General features: G+C 42.4%; 25 protein-coding genes and 1 pseudogene. 18 read left to right on the plus strand and 8 right to left on the minus strand.

What is annotated here, in order from left to right:
• Positions 1 to 339: 339 nt before the first annotated feature.
• The 13 genes and pseudogenes from F6K57_RS10715 (at position 340) to F6K57_RS10775 (ending at position 7,501) form a co-directional block, all read left to right on the plus strand.
• Positions 340 to 1,430: pseudogene (locus F6K57_RS10715) on the plus strand (ISKra4 family transposase).
• 79 nt (positions 1,431 to 1,509) lie between these two features.
• Positions 1,510 to 1,911: a transposase gene (locus F6K57_RS10720; RefSeq protein WP_293038794.1), complete on the plus strand. Its 402-nt coding sequence runs from the start codon at positions 1,510 to 1,512 to the stop codon at positions 1,909 to 1,911.
• Positions 1,912 to 1,966: 55 nt separating this feature from the next.
• Positions 1,967 to 2,278 carry a transposase gene (locus F6K57_RS10725; RefSeq protein ID WP_293067321.1) on the plus strand — a complete coding sequence of 104 codons (312 nt, stop codon included), beginning with the start codon at positions 1,967 to 1,969 and terminating at the stop codon, positions 2,276 to 2,278.
• Positions 2,279 to 2,566: 288 nt separating this feature from the next.
• Entirely contained in the window at positions 2,567 to 2,863 is a 297-nt protein-coding gene (locus F6K57_RS10730) for a hypothetical protein (RefSeq protein ID WP_293067324.1), read from the plus strand.
• Positions 2,864 to 2,870: 7 nt separating this feature from the next.
• Entirely contained in the window at positions 2,871 to 3,164 is a 294-nt protein-coding gene (locus tag F6K57_RS10735) for a hypothetical protein (protein ID WP_293026617.1), read from the plus strand.
• 209 nt (positions 3,165 to 3,373) lie between these two features.
• Complete coding sequence (locus F6K57_RS10740; RefSeq protein ID WP_293026619.1) at positions 3,374 to 3,565, plus strand: transposase family protein; 192 nt, start codon at positions 3,374 to 3,376, stop codon at positions 3,563 to 3,565.
• 325 nt (positions 3,566 to 3,890) lie between these two features.
• Positions 3,891 to 4,709: a hypothetical protein gene (locus F6K57_RS10745; RefSeq protein ID WP_293067327.1), complete on the plus strand. Its 819-nt coding sequence runs from the start codon at positions 3,891 to 3,893 to the stop codon at positions 4,707 to 4,709.
• Positions 4,710 to 4,732: 23 nt separating this feature from the next.
• On the plus strand, positions 4,733 to 5,068 hold the full coding sequence (locus tag F6K57_RS10750; protein ID WP_293067330.1) for a hypothetical protein: 336 nt from the start codon (positions 4,733 to 4,735) through the stop codon (positions 5,066 to 5,068).
• An 83-nt stretch (positions 5,069 to 5,151) separates the two neighbouring features.
• Entirely contained in the window at positions 5,152 to 5,436 is a 285-nt protein-coding gene (locus F6K57_RS10755; RefSeq protein ID WP_293067333.1) for a transposase family protein, read from the plus strand.
• 215 nt (positions 5,437 to 5,651) lie between these two features.
• Complete coding sequence (locus F6K57_RS10760) at positions 5,652 to 5,912, plus strand: hypothetical protein (protein WP_293026609.1); 261 nt, start codon at positions 5,652 to 5,654, stop codon at positions 5,910 to 5,912.
• Positions 5,913 to 6,198: 286 nt separating this feature from the next.
• Positions 6,199 to 6,633: a hypothetical protein gene (locus tag F6K57_RS10765; protein ID WP_293041431.1), complete on the plus strand. Its 435-nt coding sequence runs from the start codon at positions 6,199 to 6,201 to the stop codon at positions 6,631 to 6,633.
• A 36-nt stretch (positions 6,634 to 6,669) separates the two neighbouring features.
• Positions 6,670 to 7,173, plus strand: coding sequence for a GNAT family N-acetyltransferase (locus F6K57_RS10770; RefSeq protein WP_293026600.1), 504 nt, complete (start codon positions 6,670 to 6,672; stop codon positions 7,171 to 7,173).
• Positions 7,174 to 7,294: 121 nt separating this feature from the next.
• Positions 7,295 to 7,501: a glycogen debranching protein gene (locus F6K57_RS10775; protein WP_070390789.1), complete on the plus strand. Its 207-nt coding sequence runs from the start codon at positions 7,295 to 7,297 to the stop codon at positions 7,499 to 7,501.
• A 336-nt stretch (positions 7,502 to 7,837) separates the two neighbouring features.
• Here F6K57_RS10775 and F6K57_RS10780 read toward each other — a convergent pair whose 3' ends face one another.
• Both F6K57_RS10780 and ruvC read right to left on the minus strand, forming a co-directional pair.
• The gene (locus F6K57_RS10780; protein WP_293041434.1) at positions 7,838 to 8,902 is read right to left on the minus strand and encodes a potassium channel protein; all 1,065 of its coding nucleotides are present in this window, start codon (positions 8,900 to 8,902) and stop codon (positions 7,838 to 7,840) included.
• A 473-nt stretch (positions 8,903 to 9,375) separates the two neighbouring features.
• Positions 9,376 to 9,933 (minus strand): crossover junction endodeoxyribonuclease RuvC, encoded by a 558-nt coding sequence (gene ruvC / locus F6K57_RS10785; protein ID WP_293026596.1) that lies wholly within the window; start codon positions 9,931 to 9,933, stop codon positions 9,376 to 9,378.
• Positions 9,934 to 10,629: 696 nt separating this feature from the next.
• Between ruvC and F6K57_RS10790 the strand changes: the two genes are divergently transcribed.
• Both F6K57_RS10790 and tsaE read left to right on the plus strand, forming a co-directional pair.
• A complete protein-coding gene (locus F6K57_RS10790; RefSeq protein ID WP_293067340.1) occupies positions 10,630 to 11,997 on the plus strand; it encodes a gluconeogenesis factor YvcK family protein in 1,368 nt (455 codons plus the stop codon).
• A 97-nt stretch (positions 11,998 to 12,094) separates the two neighbouring features.
• Positions 12,095 to 12,589 carry a tRNA (adenosine(37)-N6)-threonylcarbamoyltransferase complex ATPase subunit type 1 TsaE gene (gene tsaE, locus F6K57_RS10795; protein ID WP_293067342.1) on the plus strand — a complete coding sequence of 165 codons (495 nt, stop codon included), beginning with the start codon at positions 12,095 to 12,097 and terminating at the stop codon, positions 12,587 to 12,589.
• Between the two features lie 109 nt (positions 12,590 to 12,698).
• On the opposite strand, the gene F6K57_RS10800 is transcribed toward tsaE, so the two are convergent.
• Positions 12,699 to 14,054, minus strand: coding sequence for a dihydroorotase (locus F6K57_RS10800; protein WP_293067345.1), 1,356 nt, complete (start codon positions 14,052 to 14,054; stop codon positions 12,699 to 12,701).
• Between the two features lie 334 nt (positions 14,055 to 14,388).
• On the opposite strand from F6K57_RS10800, the gene lepB reads away from it, so the two are divergent.
• The gene (gene lepB, locus F6K57_RS10805) at positions 14,389 to 15,009 is read left to right on the plus strand and encodes a signal peptidase I (protein WP_293067348.1); all 621 of its coding nucleotides are present in this window, start codon (positions 14,389 to 14,391) and stop codon (positions 15,007 to 15,009) included.
• A gap of 15 nt (positions 15,010 to 15,024) precedes the next feature.
• On the opposite strand, the gene F6K57_RS10810 is transcribed toward lepB, so the two are convergent.
• The 3 genes from F6K57_RS10810 to F6K57_RS10820 all read right to left on the minus strand — a co-directional run bounded on the left by F6K57_RS10810 (position 15,025) and on the right by F6K57_RS10820 (position 18,232).
• Positions 15,025 to 16,320: a dihydroorotase gene (locus F6K57_RS10810; protein ID WP_293067351.1), complete on the minus strand. Its 1,296-nt coding sequence runs from the start codon at positions 16,318 to 16,320 to the stop codon at positions 15,025 to 15,027.
• A gap of 322 nt (positions 16,321 to 16,642) precedes the next feature.
• Entirely contained in the window at positions 16,643 to 17,086 is a 444-nt protein-coding gene (locus tag F6K57_RS10815; RefSeq protein WP_293067354.1) for a hypothetical protein, read from the minus strand.
• A gap of 219 nt (positions 17,087 to 17,305) precedes the next feature.
• Positions 17,306 to 18,232 (minus strand): DMT family transporter, encoded by a 927-nt coding sequence (locus tag F6K57_RS10820; RefSeq protein WP_364302291.1) that lies wholly within the window; start codon positions 18,230 to 18,232, stop codon positions 17,306 to 17,308.
• Positions 18,233 to 18,362: 130 nt separating this feature from the next.
• Between F6K57_RS10820 and F6K57_RS10825 the strand changes: the two genes are divergently transcribed.
• Both F6K57_RS10825 and F6K57_RS10830 read left to right on the plus strand, forming a co-directional pair.
• Positions 18,363 to 18,740: a DUF1823 family protein gene (locus tag F6K57_RS10825; protein ID WP_075895885.1), complete on the plus strand. Its 378-nt coding sequence runs from the start codon at positions 18,363 to 18,365 to the stop codon at positions 18,738 to 18,740.
• Positions 18,741 to 18,754: 14 nt separating this feature from the next.
• The gene (locus F6K57_RS10830; RefSeq protein WP_293026577.1) at positions 18,755 to 18,889 is read left to right on the plus strand and encodes a hypothetical protein; all 135 of its coding nucleotides are present in this window, start codon (positions 18,755 to 18,757) and stop codon (positions 18,887 to 18,889) included.
• A 24-nt stretch (positions 18,890 to 18,913) separates the two neighbouring features.
• On the opposite strand, the gene F6K57_RS10835 is transcribed toward F6K57_RS10830, so the two are convergent.
• Together F6K57_RS10835 and F6K57_RS10840 are read right to left on the minus strand one after the other, a co-directional pair.
• Complete coding sequence (locus tag F6K57_RS10835) at positions 18,914 to 21,916, minus strand: hypothetical protein (protein WP_293067361.1); 3,003 nt, start codon at positions 21,914 to 21,916, stop codon at positions 18,914 to 18,916.
• 447 nt (positions 21,917 to 22,363) lie between these two features.
• Positions 22,364 to 22,723, minus strand: coding sequence for a hypothetical protein (locus tag F6K57_RS10840; RefSeq protein WP_293026573.1), 360 nt, complete (start codon positions 22,721 to 22,723; stop codon positions 22,364 to 22,366).
• Between the last annotated feature and the right edge of the window lie 480 nt (positions 22,724 to 23,203).

Here is a 23,203-nt window from a genome sequence, read left to right on the forward strand (position 1 = left end):
AGAGTCGGTTTAAAACCAATCTTAAAAAAGGGATGGTCGAAAATAGGAGAAAGACCAATGGCGATTGTTCAACATCGTTATCAATGGTTGTATGTCTATGGATTTGTCCAACCTAAGACTGGAAAAACTTTATGGTATTTAATCCCCAGAGTCAATACAGAATGGTTAAACCTAGTCTCTAAAAAATTTGCTGAAGATGTGGGAGCATCCCATTTTGGAAAATACAAGAAGAGGGTGGGGTTTAATTTCGCGAGTATTGCTCGCGAAGTTAAACCCCATTGTAAGGCTCAACTACTTAGGCTGGTAGAATACAGAGGTAGATGTTCATACGCTTTGATTATGAAGAAAGCCGAACGGGAAGAACTAGAAGCTTGTTTAAAACGAGCCAGCGAGATCCTGTACAACAATACTGACACGGATAGCTTGGAAACCCTGGCAGATATTGAAATTGCAGTCAGGAAGCAAGTTTTAGAACACGTCAGTCCCAAAATTGCCTTTTTTTTATCACAAAAAAGACCAATACCCAACGAGGTAAAACCCGAACCATTAAAAGTTGTCTCGGAAAACTGAAGATTACGAAAAAACAAGCAGATGCTTTGGGAATATAACCATTAACGCGACATAGTCCTCTGTTGGAAAAATGCTGTCTTCTCTTGAGTGCCAATGAATCTTATCACAATGCAGAAACGGATTTATATCTCTTAACTGGACTCAAAGTTGGTCATTCCACTCAACATTGGCCTTTGGCCACGCTACGCGAACGAAAAGTTAACCAAATTGAGTTACCACCTCCTGATCTAAAACAAGGGTTATCCGAAGTAAGTGTTGATGGCGGAAAAATTCGCTTAAGGACGGAAGTTAAAGGAGAACCTAGTGTTTGGCAAGAATACAAAACAGCTCGCTTACAAGGGATTTATTACGGAGCCTTCTTTCAAGACAATCTATCTTTAACTGATTGGATAAACAGTCAAAACTTGACCGTACCCTTATACTGCTTGGGAGATGGACATGATGGCATCTGGAATATATTTGCTCTTATTGGTGAGCCTCAGCATCGAATTGAAATCCTGGACTGGTATCACTTAACCGAAAACATTCATAAAATAGAAACAAATAAATCAATCAAAGAACAGTTAGAGGCTTACCTGTGGAAAGGACAGGTGTCTGAGGCAATGAAGTTGCTTAAGTTGGCGAAGCCAGTGGGTGGAACTAACTTTATTGGCTATCTCAAAAAACACCGTAAAAGGTTAATCAATTATCACTCTTTCCAACGGGAGCAAATTTGTTCAATTGGAAGCGGAGCGGTGGAATCGGCTGTCAAACAAATCAGCCACCGAGTTAAATTAACCGGAGCCCAGTGGCGACCAGAGAATGTTGCTAATATCTTACAACTGCGTTGTGCCTATCTCAATGGTCAACTAGCTATTTAAGCCCTTAAAAATTCTCTCTTCCTTTGACTGTATTCGCGAGTTATAATCGCGAATAGATGTCCCATGGGGATTGAGAGTAATGGGTAGAAGAGTTTCAAGTCAGTCACAACAAGATAAACTACAGAGAATAACTCGTTTACAGACGGCGATTGCCAGCCTCGAAACCTACAAAAGTTTCTTCGAGGGTCAAGGGGAACTCGCTCCGGAAGATGCTTGGGTAGCACGTTATCAAGTCCGACAGCCCCAAAAAGCCTACTGGTACTATAAACTACAAGCTCCTTCACCCACTTTTCCCACCACAGGTGATACCCCCAAGCTAAGTAAATATAAGCATTTGGGGAAGGCTGGAAGTCAAGCCCATGTTGCTGGGGTGATGGCTGTAGCCAGAAGAACCATAGTTTCCGAATTACAAAAAAATATTGATTCTCTAAAAAATAGCTTACTAGATATTTCTTTCGACTCGGAGCAAGAAAATATCTAAGTTAGGTTATTATTCGCGAGCATAACTCGCGAATAAGTTTTTCCTTTTTTCCAAAATGGGATGCTCCCGAAGATGTGGGCATTTCTCCAAAAAAAAAGTGTTGTTAGTAGAAGATAATGCTGGATGGCATCGGAGTAAGAAGGTAAAAATTACTTCAGGAATTAAACTAGAGTTTTTGCCCCCATACTCTCCAGAATTACAACCAGCAGAAAGACTGTGTAAATTAGGGGATGAACCTTTAGTAAATAATTGTTTTGAGACGATTGATGAAATCGAAGAATTGTTAGTAAAACGTTGTCAGGTTTTGAGTGAGATGAAAGAAGAAATTATAAATTTAACTTTCTATCATTGGCTAGCTTCTATTTAAGCATTTTTTTAATGGGGTATGACAACCGGATTTAGTATAATGCCTCTATCTCCAACCCAGATGATTCTGGAGAGTCCAAAGCGATGACGGACGGGAGCATGTCACTTATGCAGCAACATTAGTACTAAATCTAGGGAATGGGGAATGGGGAATGGGGAATGGGGAATGGGGAATGGGGAATGGGCATTGGTGACAAGTTAAGCAAAAGAGCAATTTGTCAAGTACTTTCCAGAAATTGCTGTATCCTGTACTAGGTAAACTATTCAGTGCGATCGCTAACCCCAAACTGTGCGATCGCTAACCCCAAACTGTGCGATCGCTAACCCCAAACTGTGCGATCGCTTCGAGCACCAGCATATGCGGCTCGCGAACCGTAGACTAACTGAAGTATCGGTGGTTACAAAGGTAAAAAGAGAATGGCTCCCCCGCCAAAAAAGTATTAGAGACCACACCAGACCGCGAAACCAGCCCAATATAGATGAACATTGTCATAGCTCAACAACTAGAAGATTTAGTCAAACCTTGCGTGTACAATCAACTAGCCTACTACCGCTCATTAGACATGATTTGCAGGATATTGAGTAACCCATAGATGCTGGCAGTGGTATTGAGTTTACTGGGTCGGCAAGTACCATCAGTAACAGAGCTCAATCGAATGCTAGCAAGGGAAAACTTGCTGTGGGCGAAGGCAGTGAAAGTGTCTCAACAAGCCCTATCTCAAAGATTCTTAACCTTTCCAGCATCATTGTTTCAAAGAGTACTAAAAGACTTACTAGTTTTGTTAAACCAACGTTGGCAGCAAAGAAACAGAGAAAGTCCGGTAAGCGTTAAAAGAGCGAGAAAGTATTTTGAACGTTTGTGGATAGTAGACATTTCCATAATATAATCAAATTCCAAAAAATAGACTATAATAAGTAAATATTGTTCGATCCAAAAAAATAAATGGAAAAATATACTTGGAACTATATCCAGAAAAACCCTAAACAAACCAAAAGACTATTAGGTATTGATTATCAACAATTATAGCAATTAATTGAACTAGGTAAGCTTCTCAATAAAAGAAAGCAAGAAGAAATTGAGAAAACTAAAATTAGAATCAATCAAGCAGGAGGAGGAAATCATCCTAAACTATTAGAGTCAGAGCAAATCGTTTTAATGTTAATTTATTTAAGGTATCATTTGAGCTTTCAACTTTTAGGACTTATTTTTAAAATCAGTGAATCAACGGCTCATAATATTTTTACTTATTGGCAAAAAAATTGTGAAAACGACTTACCTACCAGTTGATTATCACAAGTAAAAAAGTTTCAAAAAGAATAAAAAATTATTGAACAATTAGATAATGATGAATTGATTTTAGACAGTACTGAGCAGTCTATTGAAAGACATTATGATTATCAATAGCAAAAAAAATATTATTCATAAAAGCAAAAAATACATACTTTTAAAAATCAATTTATTGTTTTACCAAAAGCTGATCGCGCTGATTGACTGACAAAAGTTAGGTTGAAAATGGCTCAAATACTTACCAGACTTGTAAGAGCAAGACTTGACTAAAGGGAGTGTTTCCCCGCATCCTCAGGACAGATACCACTCAAATCCTAGGAATGCGATGAAAAAAAACTCCCGACTCTACAATGCCTTGAAGACATGGATAAGTCAACCCTGTGAGTGGGCACACCTGAGCCACCTAACCACCTGTTTATGGATGGTGGCAGCCCTGATTCAGACAGGGGAAGTGAATTTGCCCCGATGGATTCCCTACATCCCGTGTCGTGGCCAATATGCTCAAAGCAAACAACGCCGAATGCACCGTTGGCTGCATAATGCCCGAATCAATGTCCATCGATGGTACAAACCTTTGATTAAAGCAGCCTTGGCGGATTGGAAAGATGGGTGTATTTACTTGAGTTTAGACACCTCGATGTTTTGGGATGAGTACTGTCTGGTTAGATTGGTAGTGGTGCATCGAGGACGAGCCTTACCAGTGAGCTGGCGAGTGATGAAGCATCAGAGTGCAACGGTAGCATTCAAAGATTATCGGGAGATGCTCCAACAATCGATACACCTTTTACCCAAAGAGGTTAAGGTGATCCTACTGGCAGATCGAGGGTTTGTCCACACCGATTTAATGAAAGCTTTGACCAATAAATGGGGTTGGCATTACCGGATTCGTCTGAAAAAGGACACTTGGATTTGGCGAGCAGGTAAAAGTTGGCATCAGCTCAAAGATTTCCATTTTAATCGGGGTGAGGTCTTGTGCTTTCACAATGTCAGAGTGCACAAGGAATATTGGTATGGTCCAGTTGATCTGATTTTTGGTTGCAACAATGTAAATGGTGATAATGGGCCATTGTTAGTGATGAAAATACCACCCTTCAAACCTTTGCCGAATATGGGTTTCGCTTTGATATTGAGGAAAACTTTTTAGATGACCAGTCCAATGGATGGAATGTGCAGAAGTCTCAAATTCGCTCAGTTCCAGCCTTATCTCGGTTGTGGTTCATTCTAGCTGTGGCTACGTTGTACGTCACGGCTCAAGGGGTTGAGGTGGTAGAGTCTGGTAAACGTCGATGGGTTGACACTCACTGGTTTCGAGGAAACAGCTATTTTCGGATTGGTTGGGAGTGGGTCAAATCATCTTTAGAGAATGGCTGGAAATTAATTCATCGGGTTTGTTTTTCCAGCAATCATGACCCTTATCCTGCGATGGCTTCGCGCAAACAACATCAGCAACGGCACTATCAACTAGAGTTTAAGGTACAAACGTACCAATATGCTGTTGAATAGTTTTGTCAGTCAACCAGGCTGATCGCGTAGCGTGGCCTACGGCCTTAGATCTTGTCGATGTAGTAATCGGAAAACCTGGCCCTATGAGTGATATTAAAATCTGTCGAAAAACTTTGAGTAAATTTAATGATCAACAAACTTTTAGTGGGGATAAAGCTTACATTGGAGAAACTCAAATCACAACTCCCTATAAAAAACCGAATAATGGAGAATTAACAGAGACTCAAAAATCCGAAAATAAAGCTTTATCATCTAATCGAATTTTTATTGAACATTTAATTAGAGTTTTAAAATTTTTTAAAATATCTCAAGAAAGATTTAGTTTGCGTAAAACTCGATATAAATCAGTTTTTTTAACTGCGGATTAGTGCGATTAAGAATTGGGTCGCTAATTTTAGAAGTAATAAAATCGGATGTTTAAGAGCAATTGATTGACGTTATCATGAGCCATATTTTTCCTATAAAATTAGATTTTGTGTCTTCAAACCATTATTAATTCGTTCTTAAAGCTAAATTTTAAATTAGGTCTTGACAAACTTGTTTTCCTTGCTGTGACTGGGTTATGGTTTTTTGGAGATGTCTAGTGGATGCTTCGACATTAGAGGCATTGTTTCGTAAGCTAAAAAGTTTAGAAACAGTACCTCTGGGTCAATTAGGAGGTAGAATCTGTACGGTGGTAGAAGAAACAGGCTTTCCAGTCGAAACCTGGTTTAAATCTAATCCTTACACCCATGAGAGTAACTTTGTGCCCAACTTGTTAGAATTGATCCCAGCCAAAACGCTACTCATCTTAGATAGAGGGTTTTGGAACTTTCGCTTTTTTGAGGAGTTGAATCTTGGGTAAATCTGACTTCATTACCAGGCTCAAAGGGAAAGGAAAATATAAATCTGTACGCACTTTGAGTCACTCTGGACAACATCATGACCAACTAATTAGGTTGGGAACAGGTTATCAAGGTAATCCAATTCTCAACTTACGTAAGTCGTGGTAAAACATGGTTCAACATGGTATCGCTACCTAACTTCTGTGATAGAGCCTGAAGTTTTACCTCCCTACCTCGTAGCTGATTTGTACGCTCGTCGCTGGCGAATTGAGGAGACTTTTATCACTCGAATAACGCTTATTGGGTTTGAGTTACTTGTGGACTGGTTCTGTCAATGGTATTCAATTACAATTGTGGGCTACTTGGTTATTTTATGTGGTCTTAATCGACCTATCCGATGAGGTAGCTAAGGCCTTTGGCCACGCTACGCGAACAGAATTATCAATACCAATGGAGTGTATTTCTGTAGAAATGGTTTTTCGCGGACTGTATCATTTTGGAGTTGCCTATCATCAAGGGAAAGCCACTGACCCAGTGGCCTATTTAACGGCTCTCGAGAACCAAGAAAAGGGGGTTGTCAAAGCCCCTCGTACCAGGAGAAAAAAACCTCCCCTTGATTTGTCTCCTTTCCCACACTCAGAGGGCTTGACAAATTGCTATGCCTGCTTAACTGTCACCAATGCCCATTACCCATTACCCATTACCCATTACCCATTACCAGAGAAGGGATATGATAAATAGTCAAATTGTCTTTTTTATTGTCCCTTTGCCAGCACTATGGGTAAGTTTACCTTAAGACCAGCCACAGAAGCTGATGTAGCGATTCTGTTTAATTTGATTAAGGCACTAGCAGAGTATGAGAAACTCTCCGAAGCTGTCACTGGCAATGCTGATGACCTGAAAGAACACCTGTTCGGCGCTAAACCCTATGTAGAGGCGATTATCGTTGAACAGGGTGGTCAAGGGGTGGGATTTGCACTGTTTTTCCACAACTATTCCACATTTCTAACTAAGCCGGGAATTTATCTAGAAGATTTATTTGTATTACCGGAATTTCGCCGCCAAGGTATCGGTAAAGCCATACTCAGTTACCTGGCTCAGCTAGCAGTGGAGCGTGGCTATGGGCGTTTAGAATGGAGTGTACTGGATTGGAATGAACCTGCGATGGCATTTTATGAACATATGGGAGCAGCAGTATTGCCAGACTGGAGAATTTGTCGAGTGACTGGGACGGCTCTCAATCAGCTAGCTGAGTATACTGATCCGGCTTCGACTGACTAATGTTGCTCAAATGCTATACTACGAGGTATATACAGCTGCGACCCTAAACATCTAGTTGCAGGTCAACGGCAAAAATGACATAGGGTAATTTACATATCGGTTTATATTAATAAAATCACTAATGACTATTTGGGTAAACGAGCAGATTGATCCATCGGGTCTTCTATACTCTTGTATTGCCACTTGCAACGAAGAGCAGGCGAGGGATTGCCACGAGTCGTTTCAGAATAACTTGACTGATCAGCAAAAAGCAGCGGGTTGGGTTGCCCGATTACGCACAGTTAAGTCTTGGGATGAAGTGCCGGTGAATACCTTGAAACTGAATTAGATCAAAACTGATATCATCCCCGGCAGCATCAATACTGTAAAGGATAGGGTAATTGGGTAAAAGGTAATTGGGTAAAAGGTAATTGGGTAAAAGGTAATTGGTAATTGTAATTACTCCCTGACCATACAATTACCCAAAAAAAACCAACGACAAAGAACACTACCGGGCACCACTAGACATGACATGATGTCTTGACAGTTAACCGTCAACCTACCCTAAATCGGACGCCAAAGGCGAACAACCTTCAACCTTCAACCTCCAACATTCAACATTAAACCTTCAACATTCAACCTTCAACCTTCAACAAAAAATCAACTGACCTTCTAAGCCCAAGATCTATTTTGGCTTGGGCAGTCGTAGCAAATTGGAACGGATTGGACCGAGAATCTGGTTTAGCTCACGCAATTGATCAGCTGTCCCCATACAAATCAGTAGGTCTCCTGGTATGAGTTTAGTGTCACCGTCTGGTCCAGCAATCAGACGACCGGAATCCCGGCGAATTGCTAAGACCATAGCACCAGTTTGCGATCGCAGTCGGGCTTCCCTGAGGGTTTTGCCCACGCAAGGACAGGTTTCGGGGTCTAGCAGAAACTCTTCCATATAAAAAGAGCTATCAGTTCCGGTTAGAATCCCATCCACAAAATCCATGACTTGGGGTCTAAGGGCTGCAGCTGCCAAGCGTCTACCACCAGTGATGTAGGGAGAAACTACAGCATCTGCACCAGCTCGCTGCAATTTTTGAACAGCTTCTTCAGAGCTAGCACGAGCGATGGCTCGAATTCGGGGATTGAGGGTTTTGGCAGACAAGATAATATAGAGATTTTCGGCATCTGAGGGCAGGGCAGCCACCAGACAAATTGCCCGTTCAATCCCCACATTTAGCAGAGTTTCATCCAAGGTGGCATCTCCGTGTACAGAAATACAACCCATATCCTGGACAGCTTGAACCTGTTCCAATCGGGAGTCAATTGTCACAAATGGGATTCCCTCAGCCTTAAATTCTACAGCAATCTGACGCCCAGTCCGTCCAAACCCACACAAAATGTAGTGTTTCGTCAAACTATCTAGCAAGCGCTTCTGTTGCCTCATGCGAATTCCATCTTGAAAGTAGCCTTGAATTAGGGCTTCTGTAAACCGGTTAACAATGTAACCGATACTAATAATGCCCATAAAAATCAGAGAAATGCTGAATAGTCTTGCCCGATCTCCCATCGGCCGTACTTCTTGATAGCCCACTGTCGAAAGCGTGATTACCGTCATGTAGGCTGAATCCAACCAGCCCCAGCCTTCAACCACCCGATACCACAGAGTTCCAATCAGAAATACACCCCCGAGAGTGATCCCACCGGCAATCAGCTCTTGGCGAAGACGTCGATATTTTTGCTCAAGGGTTGAATACACCGTTGCTTGTCATGGGTTAACTTAACTTAATACCTAGAGAAAATTCAGGTCAAACTGGCAACACCGAAAGCTGACACTGGTTTTTAATATTACATATATAAATATGATTAAGTTTATTGCTTTGCTATCGGTATAGTTCACAAATATAGTTTACAGATATAGTTCACAGATATAGCAGTTCTAAATGATTTCAAAAATATAGTGCCCTTATCGAACGCGATCGTGTCGGCTGTGGCCGTAGGCCACGCTGCGCGATCGCTGAATCGCTATAACCCTTGCCCAGCAAGGATTGAATAGTTTGCCAATTTTAAAACTGATTTAGTATTGCTATATAATTTACAGATATAATTTACAGATAGAGTTCACAAATAGAGTTCACAAATAGAGTTCACAAATAGAGTTCACAAATAGAGTTCACAAATAAAGTTCACAAATAAAGTTCACAAATAAAGTTCACAGATCTAGTAAAGTGTTCAAGACATATGAAACCAGGCGGTCAATGCGACTGCCAAGGCATCTGCTAAATCATCTGGTTTGGGGATGGTGTCTAAGTTTAACTCCCGCATAACAGCCTGCTGAACCTCATATTTATCCGCATTACCATATCCTGTCAAAGCCTGTTTAATCTGACCCGGTGTAAACTCTACCATTGGAACTTCATGTTGTGCTGTTACTAACACCACAACACCCCGTGCCTGAGCTACGGAGATCGTAGTACTCATACGGTAGAAAAAAAGTTTTTCAATCGCCACCAGATCCGGTTGGCAGTGTTCCAGCAGGGTGTGTAAATCCTCGTAAATCGTACACAGTCGTGAGCCGTAATCAGTTTTGGCAGGGGTTTGGATGATGCCAAAATCTAGCAACTGCAATGGTTCAGGGGTTGCCTGTATTGGTGACTGGCTAGAACGCTTTGCCACTCCTAAGGAGCTTTTTGTGTTTCCTGACTTACTAATTTGGGTTGTTTGGCAACTAATTGCCCCAAAACCTAAAGTAGCTAGTCCTGGGTCAATTCCCAAAATTCGCTTTTCCATCTGCCTCACTGCAGTCAATCCCTGTCCAGTCTAATAACTAGATTAGGTTAATGGTGTTAGTGCTATCATCCCTAATCCCTAGTGCTATCATCCCTAATCCCTAGTGCTATCATCCCTATTACCTAGGCAAGCGTTCCCCATTAAGTCATGAGCTGTAAGCAGCTACACTTGTCACAGGAATCACAAAAGTCTGGTGTAGCTGACTAATTGGGATTATTCTCTTTCACCCCGTATTTTTTGGGGTTACACCACTACTCTCATACCCTAAATGGGAACTCAACCGACCTCACCACTTTCGGCATATCGACGGGTAAATTCTGATCATAACGTCTAGGTACCGGATATTGTATTAATCACACCTTAGCCTAATTATCTGAAACTGTGGTGATCAGTACCAGCTTCATGGTGAATTCACCATTGAGGTGCGACCCTAGGCCGCGAGCAATCCCTCGCGGCCTAGGAGGCGCGCACCTTGATCAGTAATATCAATGGAAACCGCTATACCTCAAGGGTGAGCGGCTATGTGAATCACGCGCTTTTCACACGAAGGTTTGATTAGGCAAAGAAAGTACCAATCTGACAGGCACTTCCGGAGCCTGAGCCGTTCCTCACTACATGCATCGCCTCCTTGTCAAGTGCTGGAGTTCGACCAGCAATGTCTATCCAGCTTTTGTACTTACCATACTCAGTGTAGTTATGTCCTCAATCAGTCTTTTCAAAAGAGCTCTACGTACCCTACAAAATGAATCGAGAGGTCGAATTCCTCAGCGGGTCAACCGTTGGTTTAAGTGGTTAGCCCCTGGATTACTAGTGAAGCGTTGGATACTTTTAAGTGCTGGTGGTGTAGTGCTAACAAGTTTGGGATTAGCGATTTGGGTAAAGCTAACTCCAGTTTTTTACATCATTAAATTCACAGCCCAAGTTTTAGAGAAAATTACCACCATTATTCCTAACCATGTGTCTGGTCCAATTGCGCTGATCTTGGGTCTACTTTTCATCTTCTGGGGGCAAACCCGGACGGTAGGATCAATTACGGAAGTTTTAAAACCCGACCACGATCGAAAACTGATTGATGTGCTGATGGATCATCGTCGGTTAAACCGGGGACCGAAAATGGTAGTCATTGGGGGTGGCACTGGTCTTTCTAGCTTACTTAGAGGACTAAAGGTTTATAGTGCTAATATCACTGCTATTGTTACGGTAGCTGATGATGGGGGTTCCAGTGGACGGCTGCGACGGGAAATTGGAGTGTTACCACCAGGGGATATTCGTCACTGTTTAACGGCACTGGCAGACCAAGAAAAGTTGTTAACCGAACTGTTTGAATACCGTTTTCGAGCTGGTAGTGGTTTAGTCGGTCACAGTTTTGGAAACCTTTTCCTGACCGCAATGAGTGATATTACTGGCGATCTAGAACAAGCTGTTGCTGCTAGTTCTCAGGTATTAGCAGTGAGAGGAAGAGTGTTGCCAGCTACCCTAACTGATGTCAGCCTTTGGGCTGAATTAGCTGATGGACGTCGCATCGAAGGAGAGTCTAATATTACTGATGCTCGGGGAGTGATCAAAAAAATTGGTTGTACTCCCGAAAATCCACCTGCTTTACCAGCAGCACTCAAGGCAATTGAGGAAGCTGATTATATTATAATAGGACCCGGTAGCCTCTATACCAGCATTATTCCCAATCTGTTGGTGCCAGAAATTACCGATGCGATCGCAGCTCGCTTGATACCCCGCATCTACGTTTGTAATATCATGACCCAGCCAGGGGAAACTGATGGATATAGTGTTTCTGACCATATTAAAACTATTGATGAAGCCTGTGGGAAAAGGCTATTTAACGCGGTACTGGTGAATCGAAAATACCCCTCAGCTGGGTCACTGATTAAGTATGCTCAAGTTAAGTCTCATCCAGTTTTTCTGGATCGAGAAGAAACTTCTAAATTAGGGCGTCGGATTGTGGCGACCAATGTCATGTATGAAGATGAGGAAACTCATTTAGTGCGGCACAATTCGGAAAGACTGGCACGGGTTTTATTACGATGGTATAGTCGAGCACATGCTTAGATAAGGTGAGTGTGAGGAAAATTTTTAAAGGAAAATAAAAGCTGAGATATTAACTCAGAATAACTATTATTCGAGGTACTCTATTGCTAAATAACTAATGACAAAAATTTTTCTAGCTGATGCTAAAGCAACCCGTACGCTAGGTGTGGAATTGGGGAAATCTCTGCCAGCTAGTAGCATCATTTTGCTGGAGGGAGACTTAGGGGCTGGCAAAACCACCCTAGTTCAGGGTATTGGTGAGGGACTAGGCATAACTGATGCCATTGTCAGTCCCACCTTTACTCTGATCAATGAGTATACAGAGGGACGTATCCCCCTGTATCACCTCGATTTGTACCGCTTATCCACCTCAGAAGTAGAGTCATTAAACCCAGAACACTACTGGGAGGGAATTGAGGTTGCTCCGGGAATTGTGGCCATCGAGTGGGCTGAGCGCCTACACTATTTGCCATCCAGTTATCTACATCTAAGACTAACCTATTCCCAGGAAGGTGGACGTCAGGCTCAATTCACTTGTAACGGTAAGTTTGATTTAACTTGGCTGTTGGATAGGTTATCTGGTTGTTCGCCCTTGGCGTCTAGTGTAGAGTAGGGTGAAGGTTAGTGGGATTGAGGTTGACCAAAAATTTGGGTCAACTTTAATTTTTTCCCACTACCTATTAAATCCTATTATTAAGTCCTATAGTTAAATCCTATACTGTTTAACTGGTAAAAGTTAAAGCTTCACCTCGCACTTCTGTGTTCAATTTTCCTCTGTCGTAGACTACTTGACCACCAACAATGGTCATCACTGGCCATCCGGTTAAGTTCCAAGCTTCAAAAGGACTCCATCCGCATTTTGTTAAAAGTTCTTCCCGTAACACTGGGTGGTAATTTTCTAAATCTACCAGTACCAAATCCGCATCATAGCCAGGAGCGATCGCACCTTTGTTGGGAATTCCATAAGCCTTAGCAACTGCTGTAGACATCCAGTCAGATACTTGAGCCACACTACACCGTCCCTCTATGGCTTGAGTCAGCATCAGTGGCAGAGATGTTTCTACTCCAGGCATTCCCGAAGGAGTGTGGGGGTACCCTTTGGCTTTTTCCTCCAAGGTGTGAGGAGCATGGTCTGTAGCGATAAAATCAATGACCCCATCGAGTAGAGCTTGCCAAAGAACTTCATTGTCGTGGCAGGAGCGCAAAGGCGGATTCATCTGTGCCAGGGTACCAATCTCTGCATAAGCATCGGTATTTAGTAAGAGGTGCTGGGGAGTCACTTCCGCCGTCACCCAGCTAGGTTTGTCTTCCCTAAGCAATTCAGCTTCTTCTGCCGTGGATAGGTGCAAGATATGCAAGCGCCGCTGATATTTTTTAGACAACTTCAGAGCTAACTTGGTGGCATTAAGGGCAGCTTGATTGTCCTGAATCTGAGAGTGAACAGCAGGGTCAGTAATTCCAGCAAATTCCTTACGCCGCTGATTAATTCTGGCTTGGTCTTCAGCGTGTACTGCAATTAAGCGATTGTACTTCCGAGAACCTTCGCTAAAACCTTCAGCAAAAATTGGTTCTATCACTGCTTCATGATCTACCAATAGTGCACCATGAGCTGAACCCATGAATATCTTAATCCCACAAGTCGGCTGGGCATTGTGCAAATCTGGCTGATTTGCTGGTGTTGCGCCGATAAAAAAGCCATAATTAACTAAGCACTTATCTGCCGCTCGTTTGAGCTTGTCATCCAGTGGGGCTTGGGTCGTCGTCGGAGGACGAGTATTCGGCATCTCTAAAAAGGACGTCACTCCACCCTTGGCACAGGCACAACTGGCAGTAAATAAGTCTTCTTTATGTTCTAGACCTGGTTCCCGAAAATGGACTTGGGGATCAATTACCCCTGGCAACAAAGTTAAGCCTTGAGCGTCTATTTCTTTATATGCCGTAACGTCCGTTGGCACTGGGATGTCTGGGGCAACCTGAACAATCCTTCGACCGCAGGTGTGGATATCCCCCAGTAAAAATTCACCAGAGGGCAATAGAATACGAGCATGGCGGATAAACAAGCAAAAGTCAGACAACATAGGAGGATGTTATAATTTGACAGTTTCCCTGCTCGGTGTCTAGGTAGATACAGTAGATACAAACCTGATATATAGCTAAATACAGACAACCGCAGCTAACCTACCACCATGGCACAAACAAACAGGGTTGTCCTGCCAAATTGACTTTATTCACAAAACTTTACATAATCTTGATTTAGGCTCCCCTACTAACTTGAAATTTTTAAGATCTAGCTAGAAAACCCCAGACGTTTAAATTTGCTGTTAAATTTGCTGTTAAATTTGCTGATAATTTCCCAATCAGCTATTTGTTGAAATTTCCTCAAACTTGTGTATCGGTAGTAGTTGAATGGATATGAGTCGTGTACCAGATAAAAGACCAGAAAAAAAACCTACACAGCCTTCTAAAGACAATGCTTGGGTAGAAGGAATAAGAACAATTACCTTGAGTGCTGTTCTTGCCTTTGGGATTCGCACGTTTGTGGCTGAAGCGCGATACATCCCATCGGGATCGATGCTACCGACACTACAGATTAACGACCGCTTGATTATTGATAAGATAAGTTATCGCTTTTTCCAAGACCCACAACGAGGAGAAATTGTGGTATTTGCTCCCACTGAAAGGCTGAAAGAGCAAAATTTTAAAGATGCTTTTATCAAGCGCATAATTGGGTTACCCGGTGACAAGGTTTTGGTTAAAAATGGGCGAGTTTATATCAATGATAAAGAAATAGAGGAAAAGTATATCGTAGAAGCACCACAGTACGATTTTGGACCAGAAACAGTACCACCAGACGAATACCTAGTGCTGGGAGATAACCGTAACAATAGTTACGACTCTCACCACTGGGGCTTTGTCCCTCGTGACAAAATTATCGGTCGTGCGGTAGTGCGGTTTTGGCCGTTAAATCGAATGGGGAAATTGAAACCAAATCCGAGTTATCCTGAACGGTTGAATCAGTCAACTGAATTATAAAGTATCAGTACTTCACTATTGATATTTTCGACTTGCTGGACACCAAGTTTGCACGACACGACCAATTAATTCTTGCCCTAGCCAGGGGGTATTACTAGAAAGGGATTTGAGGTTTTTTTGGTGAACAGTCCAAGGGGATTTAGGATTAAATAAGACTAATTCAGCGGATTGACCAGTAGCAGTGCTAGGGGGGTCTTGCTGTAGACAAATAGCAGGATTTGTGCTAAGACTTTTCCAAAGTTCTAAGGCTGACCAATCCCCTGTCTCGACTAGAGTATGCCAGAGCAGGGGTAGGGCTAGCTCTAAACCAATCACTCCTGGTGGTGCTTCAGCAAAGGCAACAGTTTTTTCTTCATAAGTGTAGGGAGCATGGTCAATTGCGATCGCATCAATAATCCCCTCCCGAACACCTCGGATCAGTGCGGCTTGGTCAACTGGGTTTCCCAACGGGGGTTCCAAGCGCAAATTGGAGTTGTAACTGCATAAGTCTTCAGTATTGAGCAATAGATGCATCCAAGTGGTACTGGCTGTTACTGGCAAACCCGCTGCCTTAGCTGATTCAATCAATTGGACAGCGCGACTGGTGGAGATACGCATGAGATGGACTGGCGTGCCAGTAGTTGCTACAACTTCTAATAAGGCAGCGATAGCGGATGATTCTGCGATCGCAGGATTCCCTGGCAAACCCAAACCAATTGATTGGATACCTTCTCGCATCACTCCCCCATTTGCCAACTTAGGGTCACAAGCCCAAAGTGCCACTGGTTTACCCAAGGGTTGTAGGTATTCCAACAACCGTCGAACTAGCCCTAAATTACATAAAGGACGTTCATCGGTAAAGCCCACTACTCCCCCTAGAGCTAGTTCCGCTAATTCAGTCATTTGCTGTCCTTCTAACCCGATGGTAAAGGCACCCCAGTAATAGAGTTGAGGTGAAGAAGGTGGGAGGGTCAGATGGGGAGAGTTTTGGAGTTCTTGCCGTTGTGCCAAAACAGCAGCATTGTCTAGGCGGGGGTTAGTGTCAGGCAAAATGGCTAAGCGAGTAAAGCCTCCATTTGCTGCTGCTGCCAGTAGTGAAGACCAGGTTTCCCGCTGCTCATGTCCTGGTGCACCAGAATGGCTGTAGAGGTCTACTAGTCCTGGTCCTAAAATGTGTCCCTGACAATCTTGCACCACTGTATCGCTAGAGATTTCCTTGATGTGAGTTTCCACTGCCGTGATTACACCATCAGTAATCAGCACATCAGCGACTTGGTCAATTCCAGAAACTGGGTCTAAAACCCGGACTTGTTGAAGTAGTTTACTATTCATTGGGGAAAGGGAAAAGGAAAAATAATTGGCTTTTAACTCAATCCCCCTTTCTAGCTACTCATATCTAAATTACTTGTTATGACTACTTATTTTTTACATTACTACGTACAATTTAAAAATACCACTTTGCCAGATTATGTCAGACCTCAGAAGAGGTGACGAAATAGCCTGAAACCCTTTACGCTTAAAGGGTACTGAATCATTGCAGGCTTTCTGGGAGCATCCCAATTTGGAATAAACATACCACATTAAGCTGTATGAACCCGATGTTAATGCCCATATCAAAAGATATATTTTTCAAAATGGGATGCTCCCGACATTATTAATTTTTATTGGCAGCAAATACGTTAACCAATTTGACCACTTGTGCGGGTCTATGATAAAATGTCCAATGCTGCGGAGACTCTGTTATAGCGTCAGTGTTGGATATTTTCAGCCTTTTTGTGATGTCTTCACTATTGGAAAACGTGGCTAAGTAAGTTGTTATTTCGCTAGCGCTGTAAGTCACATAATCATCATCATTTTCTATTTTGCCGTTTCTATCTCCTGGAGCATCATTTTTCAAAAGAAGAAATGAGATATGGTTAGGGGTAGCAATAAGTTCCACATATTGCGTCGGCAACAGATCACGGTCACAAAATGAATGTAGAGTTAAGTCACATATTTCTATCTCAGTTTCACTACTCGCCAGGGCATTCATATTGAACGTTAGCACTAGCATACAGGTTACTAACGTTACAAAACAAGCTTTGATCATTTTTTTCATTTCTTTTTCGCTTCTCCTACTTCTGGCATAATGTAGTCAATTAAATACTTTTTTAGTACTACTAGGTTTTCTAGCTTAAAGTTGAGGTTTAAAACCTGATAGTTGAGGTCAAAAACCTCTTTATTGAAGGCTAAACTCCATCACTGTTAAACTTTTATCAGTATAAACGACTTGTTCGAGTTTAAGAGCACTTGCTGCAAATAAGTCCTCAGCTGACTTTCAACCTCTTTTCAAATTAGATCCATAAACCGCTACTGCCACCCCAACTAACAATACCACGGCACCTACCAGCACCAATACCCCTGGCACTTCCTGAAAAATCAGATAGCCCAAAAAACAAGCACCAACGGGTTCAAACAAAATAGCCAGGGTCACCAGGGTAGGATTAATCCAGCGTAGCAACCAGTTAAAACTGGTATGTCCCACCATTTGGGGGAAAACTGCGATTAACAAGATGTAGACGTAAACCGCTACCGGATAATTGAGATAACTGACACCCCAGAGTAACGATAACAGTAACAACACCAACGCCCCCACACTGTAGGCGAAAGCACTATAGCTACCCAGACTCAAACCACGCTGCTGTGCTTCACGTCCCCAAAGTACATACAAACTTGCTATCACCGCTCCCATCAATGCTAGAGAATTCCCCAACAGAGCATTACTCCCACCACTGAGAGAAACCCCATCCCCCAAACTAATTAAGACACCACCTACAAAGGCCACAGCAATCCCCAAAACCGTCAGCCTAGTTAGTTTTTCTTTTAACCACAGCCAAGAAACTAAAGCAACCCAAATCGGAGTTGTGGTAAGTAACGTAGTAGATGCGGCAATGGAAGTAAAAGACAAGGAAGTAATCCAAGTCACAAAGTGTAGCGCTAAACAAACACCAGCCCCACTGGCATAGAGTAATGCACCTGGACTTAGCTGAGCTTGCCTGAGCTTTGGCCAAGCTGGTAACAGTAGCATAGACGCAATAGTAAGACGAGATCCAGCTACGAACAGGCTAAACCCTACCCCACTCACCCCAGCGGATGCGATCGCTAATCGCGCAAAAATAGCTGATGTGGAAATCGCCAACACACCAGCCAAGAAAACCAATCCCACCTGCCAGCGCAGCGGCTGCTTTATAATTTTCATAGCCATACAGCTTCAATCCCTAACCATTACCATTATTCCGCCAGAGGTACCAGCACAGAAGTGAATAACTCTAGATAGTCTAACTTTATCTAGAATCTACTTAATCCTTGATAAGTCCTAATTTATAATTTCAACTATGTTTGAACTACCGCCACTCAATACTAATACAATTTGGGCAATTTTAAACGAAAAAATTGATGACGATACCGTTAATAAACTACTCTGGTACTATCTAGGTTATCGTTATAACTCAACTACGCAACAGTGGGATATAACTGAGGTTAATCCTGAATGGCAAGAAGACTATCCCGAGCCACCCAATTTCATAGAAAGCCGCCCTGCTACCGTAAAACTAACCCGTTCAATCCCCAAAGAAAATAAACAGTTATTGAAAGAAAAATTAGGTTTCAAAGGTTATAAAATCGGGGAATTTGGTCCTCGACAAACTCGCAGAGCTACAGCCGCAAACTGGTTACTGAATTATATGGAACAAAACGGCATTGCCTCAGTATAGCGTTTTTCATACCTATGAGGTACACAGGATTTTTTCCCGATTCCCGATTCCCGATTCCCGTTCCCCTCCTGGGAGGGGTTAGGGGTGGGTTCCGATTCCCGATTCCCGATTCCCTGCTCCCTAAAATCCAGAAATTGTTTACCTCATAGCTATGATAATTGCTATAAAACACTTCATCCTTCAAGCGTACTAGATAAGTCAGTAGGAACAACTACACACTCCAACTCCGCCTTGTGACTCTCCTGCTGGTTCTCCAAATTAATTGCGATCGCTTCTATTCTGATTTGAGTCGTGCCTTGGGGTATAACTAATTGAGTCATTGCCTCCAGCTCCCCAGCTGCATTGGGGAGTAAATCTATAATAGAACGGGTTTCCTGGAGCAGAGAGCGAGTTTGGACGTCTTTAACCCACAATTTAATACATAAACGAGATTGACTAGGAGGAAGTTTTATGGTAACCATTATCTTTTCTCCAGCAACTAACTCCCTAGTAGTCGGTATTGATAAAGTCGGTGCTGCTAAGGTCGCATCCAACTCTAGGGATGAAAGATTCTCCAGTTTAGCCTTCAAGTCATCTTGCTTAGTTGCTTTAGCTTTTTTCGGTTGTGGGGCTATTTCTCGATCGTCTACTACAATTTCCTGAGTCGTCCAATCGTGACTAGTAATACCAACTCTAGGGGGTGTTTCTGGGGTTGCTAATTCTGAACTAACTATGGGCAAATCCTCAGATTCTGTCATTGACTCCAAGACCTTTTCTGGAAATTCCCTAACCTCTCCTTGGTTGCTAGCCGTTTCATTCCTCTGTTTATCTGCCACTGCTGAGGGATCTTGCCCAGCAGGATTACTTTGTGGGGATAATTCTAACCTCAGCAATTCCAGCAATTTATCATCTTCAGCTAAAGCACTCAAGCGTGACCAAAAACGCTCTTCCATGTTTAGGGCTCGGAAAGCTTCTTCTAAAGCGATTGACTCAGGATCTTGTACAGAATCTGGAGTCTCCCACCGAGTAGTATTCAATAATTGGTTTACCTTGGAATTATTGAACTGGGTATCAACCGATTCTGAATCCTCTAACTGATCATCTGTCTGATATTCATCACTCTCAATAATCTCAATACTTTGGATTGGATCAGATTTATTTAGGGAATTAATCAGCACTTCAGAAGCATCATTATAATTAGATAAGACTTCAGACTTTATCTGTAAATTACTATCTTCATTAGTATCTTCAGCACTATCTTCCGACTGTTCTACTGTGTTTTGAAGTACTGTGTCTTGAAGTACTCTTTCTTGAACTACTGTGTCTTGAAGCACTGTTTCTTGAGGCTGTAACTCTGACCCAGTATCTTGCTGTCGATTATCTAGTTCTGGATTGGCTGTAGTGGAGGATTCTTGATCATCTAGGGAAACTGACTCAGATGCTTTAGAGTCATGTTGGACGTCTTCGTGCTGTGCCTCAGGTTCAGCAACCGACTGCATTGTAGGAAAATTCGGCAATTTGATAGATTTAACAGTTATGTCACTCGGCTGATGGTGGTAAAGTTTTGGTGGTAAAGACCGTTTAGAAATAGGTTGCAAGAACAGAGATGGATGGTTTTGGGGTAACTCAACCAGATCCAGCGTAGTCTGCTCTAAGGGGTCTTCATCTAATAATAGAAGGTCTTGATCAGGTTGATCAGGTTTGGCAGATTGAGCGATCCGATTAGCCAGTACGACCATGGTTTCCATGGGCATCCCCTGATTCCCTGGCACAATTACTTCTAATAAATCCTCTACATTAGCTGTGACAGTAAATTGTTGAGTAGCTAAAGCAGTTGACTTTGAGTTATAAAGGGTTATTTTTCCTAAAATTAGACCACTTTGGCAATCCGTTGGAATATCTAGACTATGGCTAAATCCCAAAGATAACTCCTGTTGAGATAGGGAGTACTCAATATCTAACAAACGTTTTCCTGTTTGAGGAAACCGCAATTGATAGCGTAGGGTAGCAGGAAATAAGTTTTCTAAAACACTATCTAAAACACTAACCGTTATCCCATCACCATTATTATAATTATCATTATATACTATCAATTCCCCTTTGATAGTCAACGACTCTCCTCGCCTTGCCAGGAAAATTTCCTTATCTAGTTTTAGGGTTAAACCGTACTTATTAACCTCTGTATCTGAAACCCAATCTGAATCAGAGGTTTTTCTTAGCTGTTGGTTATCTTCAGATTCCGTATCTTCCAACTCATCCAATACTGGCTGAAGCACCTGTTGTAGTAGTTGCTCCAAAGTCTCCAGAGATTCCTCCATGATGGAATTCTCAACGGTCGATTGGAGTTGTAGGTCTTCCGAGATAGTTTCTATTGGTTGTTGGTTGGTTTTTGGTTGTTGATTGGTTTCAGGATTAACAGGTGCCTCTGAGTAAACCTCTTCTACCTCTTCCAAAACCGTCTCTTGGCTAGGACTAGATTCCTGTTGGCTAACCCCCATTGCTGCTTGGGCTTGGTCAACAGGTAACTCTGGCGCAGCAATGGTTATGGGTTGTTCTTCTGGTGGTGTTATCTGACTCTGGTACTCCTGAGGGTTAGAAAACTCTGATCTAGCATCTGAGCTAGCATCTGAGCTAGTATCTGAGCTAGCATCTGTTGCTTTCAGGTCATTAGCAATAGTATTGGTGGAGGGAGAATCAACAGCTAGCTCAGGTGTAGTCAGGGAATTGTTTATTTGAGGCGGCTGAGTATCAGTTTGGGTGGATTCTACTGGGGTGGATTCTACTGGGGTGGATTCTACTGGGGTGGATACAGAGGTTTTAGGGGGTGTCTCTACATCTTGGATTTCGGGTATGACTTGTAGCGCTAAGGATTTTCGCCAGGACTGACCCAGAAAATCATCCATGATATCGTTACTGCAACGTAACTTCCACAGACCAGGTTTAAGCTTGGTGAAAGGAATAACCACCATTAACCCTTCTGAGTTGGTGCGACGCCATCGCCTCTGGGACTTGCGTTTGGGTGGCACTTGCTCTGTGCTATCATAGCTGACGCAAATTTCTACATCAGTATTGGGCAAGTTGGAACGAGCCACTATCCGATACCGACCAGATTCAATTTCCATCTCAGAAGACTTGATTGGCTTCCAGGAGCGCTCCCCCTCTTTCTGTAGTAGAAATTCCCAGTACTTCTTAGCCATTGTCGATATCTATGACCCAAAGACCTGCTAATGGACTTGATTGCTTTTCCAATTAGCTTACACTTTAAGTCGAGTATTTTGCTTATCCCCACGCTCTAGATTTGTCAACCACCGGATTCGACAGAGTGACTGACATCTACTCGGTTTAAGGGGATAGGAAAGCTATACCACAAAATTTCCTCTTAAGATGTGCTTGTTGATACCAAATACTCAAATACTAGGGCTAATCTTAAGGATTAAGCTATCAGTTATCAGCTATCAGTTATCAGCTATCAGTTATCAGCTATCAGTTATCAGCTATCAGTTATCAGCCGAAGGCTTGTAGCCATGCTACGGGAATGGCTCAGGGCTGACGACTGACCGCTGACCGCTGAATGCTGACCTGAAGGATTCTTCTAAGCCTCAGAGATCGCCTGCCTAAGGCGTTGCTGATTCGAAAGCTAGAATTTACCAATTCATAAGTTCATCTATTACAGTGCGAATACGATAAGTGTTCCGGTCACAAGGATTCACACAAATAACATCTACCCTGACATAATCACCTTTGGGAGCACATACAAGATTAAAAATAACGTTATTTCCTCTTTTAAAGCGCCATGGGTGAAATTCAGTTTTTTCGATTTCTCCTCCATTGACAAGAATATTCATTTTTTCTATACCTTTCTTGTTACAGCTTGTCTCACTCCCACTACTAACGGCATGCCAACCTGTACTACCTCCATTTGCGCTTATTGCATTAGCTAATCCTTGGTTTAGGGTCATACTTACAATAGTTGCAACAGATAAAATGCTTAATTTCTTTAACATCGTGATTCCTTATTATGTCTTGTTAAATAATTTTATAACATCTTATTTTTATTGATTATTAAGAATAATCAATAAAAATAAGATGTTTTTTTAAAACTTAAAATTACTTAATATTTATTGTGTATAAATTTCAGGCATTGCTGAATTAAAATAGATAATAGCGTTTTCAAACGAGTTGTAAAATTATAGATTGTCGAAAAAGACAAGAAGCAAGAGGCAAAAAGCAACAGGGAAAAGAGCTCCAGAGTTTTATAGCAAACTAAAAAAAGACCTTTTAAGTTTACATCTCAAATACAAATGCTATAAAACCGTAGGGGGTAAATCTCAATGCATGCTGTTTGATCCGGTGGGTGGAATAGGCATCTTGCCCGTGGGTGGAACGGGCATCTTGCCCGTGGGTGGAACGGGGCGGGTTGTCTCAACCCTGGCTACGAGGCGGAAAATGAAGGCTCCCCTAACGTACCCTACTGGAGTAATCTT

The sequence above is a fragment of the Moorena sp. SIO4A5 genome, from assembly GCF_010672005.1.
Classification (GTDB): domain Bacteria; phylum Cyanobacteriota; class Cyanobacteriia; order Cyanobacteriales; family Coleofasciculaceae; genus Moorena.

Bases quoted from the DNA above. Each gene is read 5' to 3' on its own strand.
- F6K57_RS10720 (WP_293038794.1), top strand. From the start codon at position 1,510: ATGGGTAGAAGAGTTTCAAGTCAGTCACAACAAGATAAACTACAGAGA.
- F6K57_RS10725 (WP_293067321.1), top strand. From the start codon at position 1,967: ATGGGATGCTCCCGAAGATGTGGGCATTTCTCCAAAAAAAAAGTGTTG.
- F6K57_RS10735 (WP_293026617.1), top strand. From the start codon at position 2,871: ATGCTGGCAGTGGTATTGAGTTTACTGGGTCGGCAAGTACCATCAGTA.
- F6K57_RS10745 (WP_293067327.1), top strand. From the start codon at position 3,891: ATGAAAAAAAACTCCCGACTCTACAATGCCTTGAAGACATGGATAAGT.
- F6K57_RS10755 (WP_293067333.1), top strand. From the start codon at position 5,152: ATGAGTGATATTAAAATCTGTCGAAAAACTTTGAGTAAATTTAATGAT.
- F6K57_RS10770 (WP_293026600.1), top strand. From the start codon at position 6,670: ATGGGTAAGTTTACCTTAAGACCAGCCACAGAAGCTGATGTAGCGATT.
- F6K57_RS10775 (WP_070390789.1), top strand. From the start codon at position 7,295: ATGACTATTTGGGTAAACGAGCAGATTGATCCATCGGGTCTTCTATAC.
- ruvC (WP_293026596.1), bottom strand. From the start codon at position 9,933: ATGGAAAAGCGAATTTTGGGAATTGACCCAGGACTAGCTACTTTAGGT.
- F6K57_RS10790 (WP_293067340.1), top strand. From the start codon at position 10,630: ATGTCCTCAATCAGTCTTTTCAAAAGAGCTCTACGTACCCTACAAAAT.
- tsaE (WP_293067342.1), top strand. From the start codon at position 12,095: ATGACAAAAATTTTTCTAGCTGATGCTAAAGCAACCCGTACGCTAGGT.
- F6K57_RS10800 (WP_293067345.1), bottom strand. From the start codon at position 14,054: ATGTTGTCTGACTTTTGCTTGTTTATCCGCCATGCTCGTATTCTATTG.
- lepB (WP_293067348.1), top strand. From the start codon at position 14,389: ATGAGTCGTGTACCAGATAAAAGACCAGAAAAAAAACCTACACAGCCT.
- F6K57_RS10810 (WP_293067351.1), bottom strand. From the start codon at position 16,320: ATGAATAGTAAACTACTTCAACAAGTCCGGGTTTTAGACCCAGTTTCT.
- F6K57_RS10815 (WP_293067354.1), bottom strand. From the start codon at position 17,086: ATGAAAAAAATGATCAAAGCTTGTTTTGTAACGTTAGTAACCTGTATG.
- F6K57_RS10820 (WP_364302291.1), bottom strand. From the start codon at position 18,232: ATGGCTATGAAAATTATAAAGCAGCCGCTGCGCTGGCAGGTGGGATTG.
- F6K57_RS10825 (WP_075895885.1), top strand. From the start codon at position 18,363: ATGTTTGAACTACCGCCACTCAATACTAATACAATTTGGGCAATTTTA.
- F6K57_RS10830 (WP_293026577.1), top strand. From the start codon at position 18,755: ATGAGGTACACAGGATTTTTTCCCGATTCCCGATTCCCGATTCCCGTT.
- F6K57_RS10835 (WP_293067361.1), bottom strand. From the start codon at position 21,916: ATGGCTAAGAAGTACTGGGAATTTCTACTACAGAAAGAGGGGGAGCGC.
- F6K57_RS10840 (WP_293026573.1), bottom strand. From the start codon at position 22,723: ATGTTAAAGAAATTAAGCATTTTATCTGTTGCAACTATTGTAAGTATG.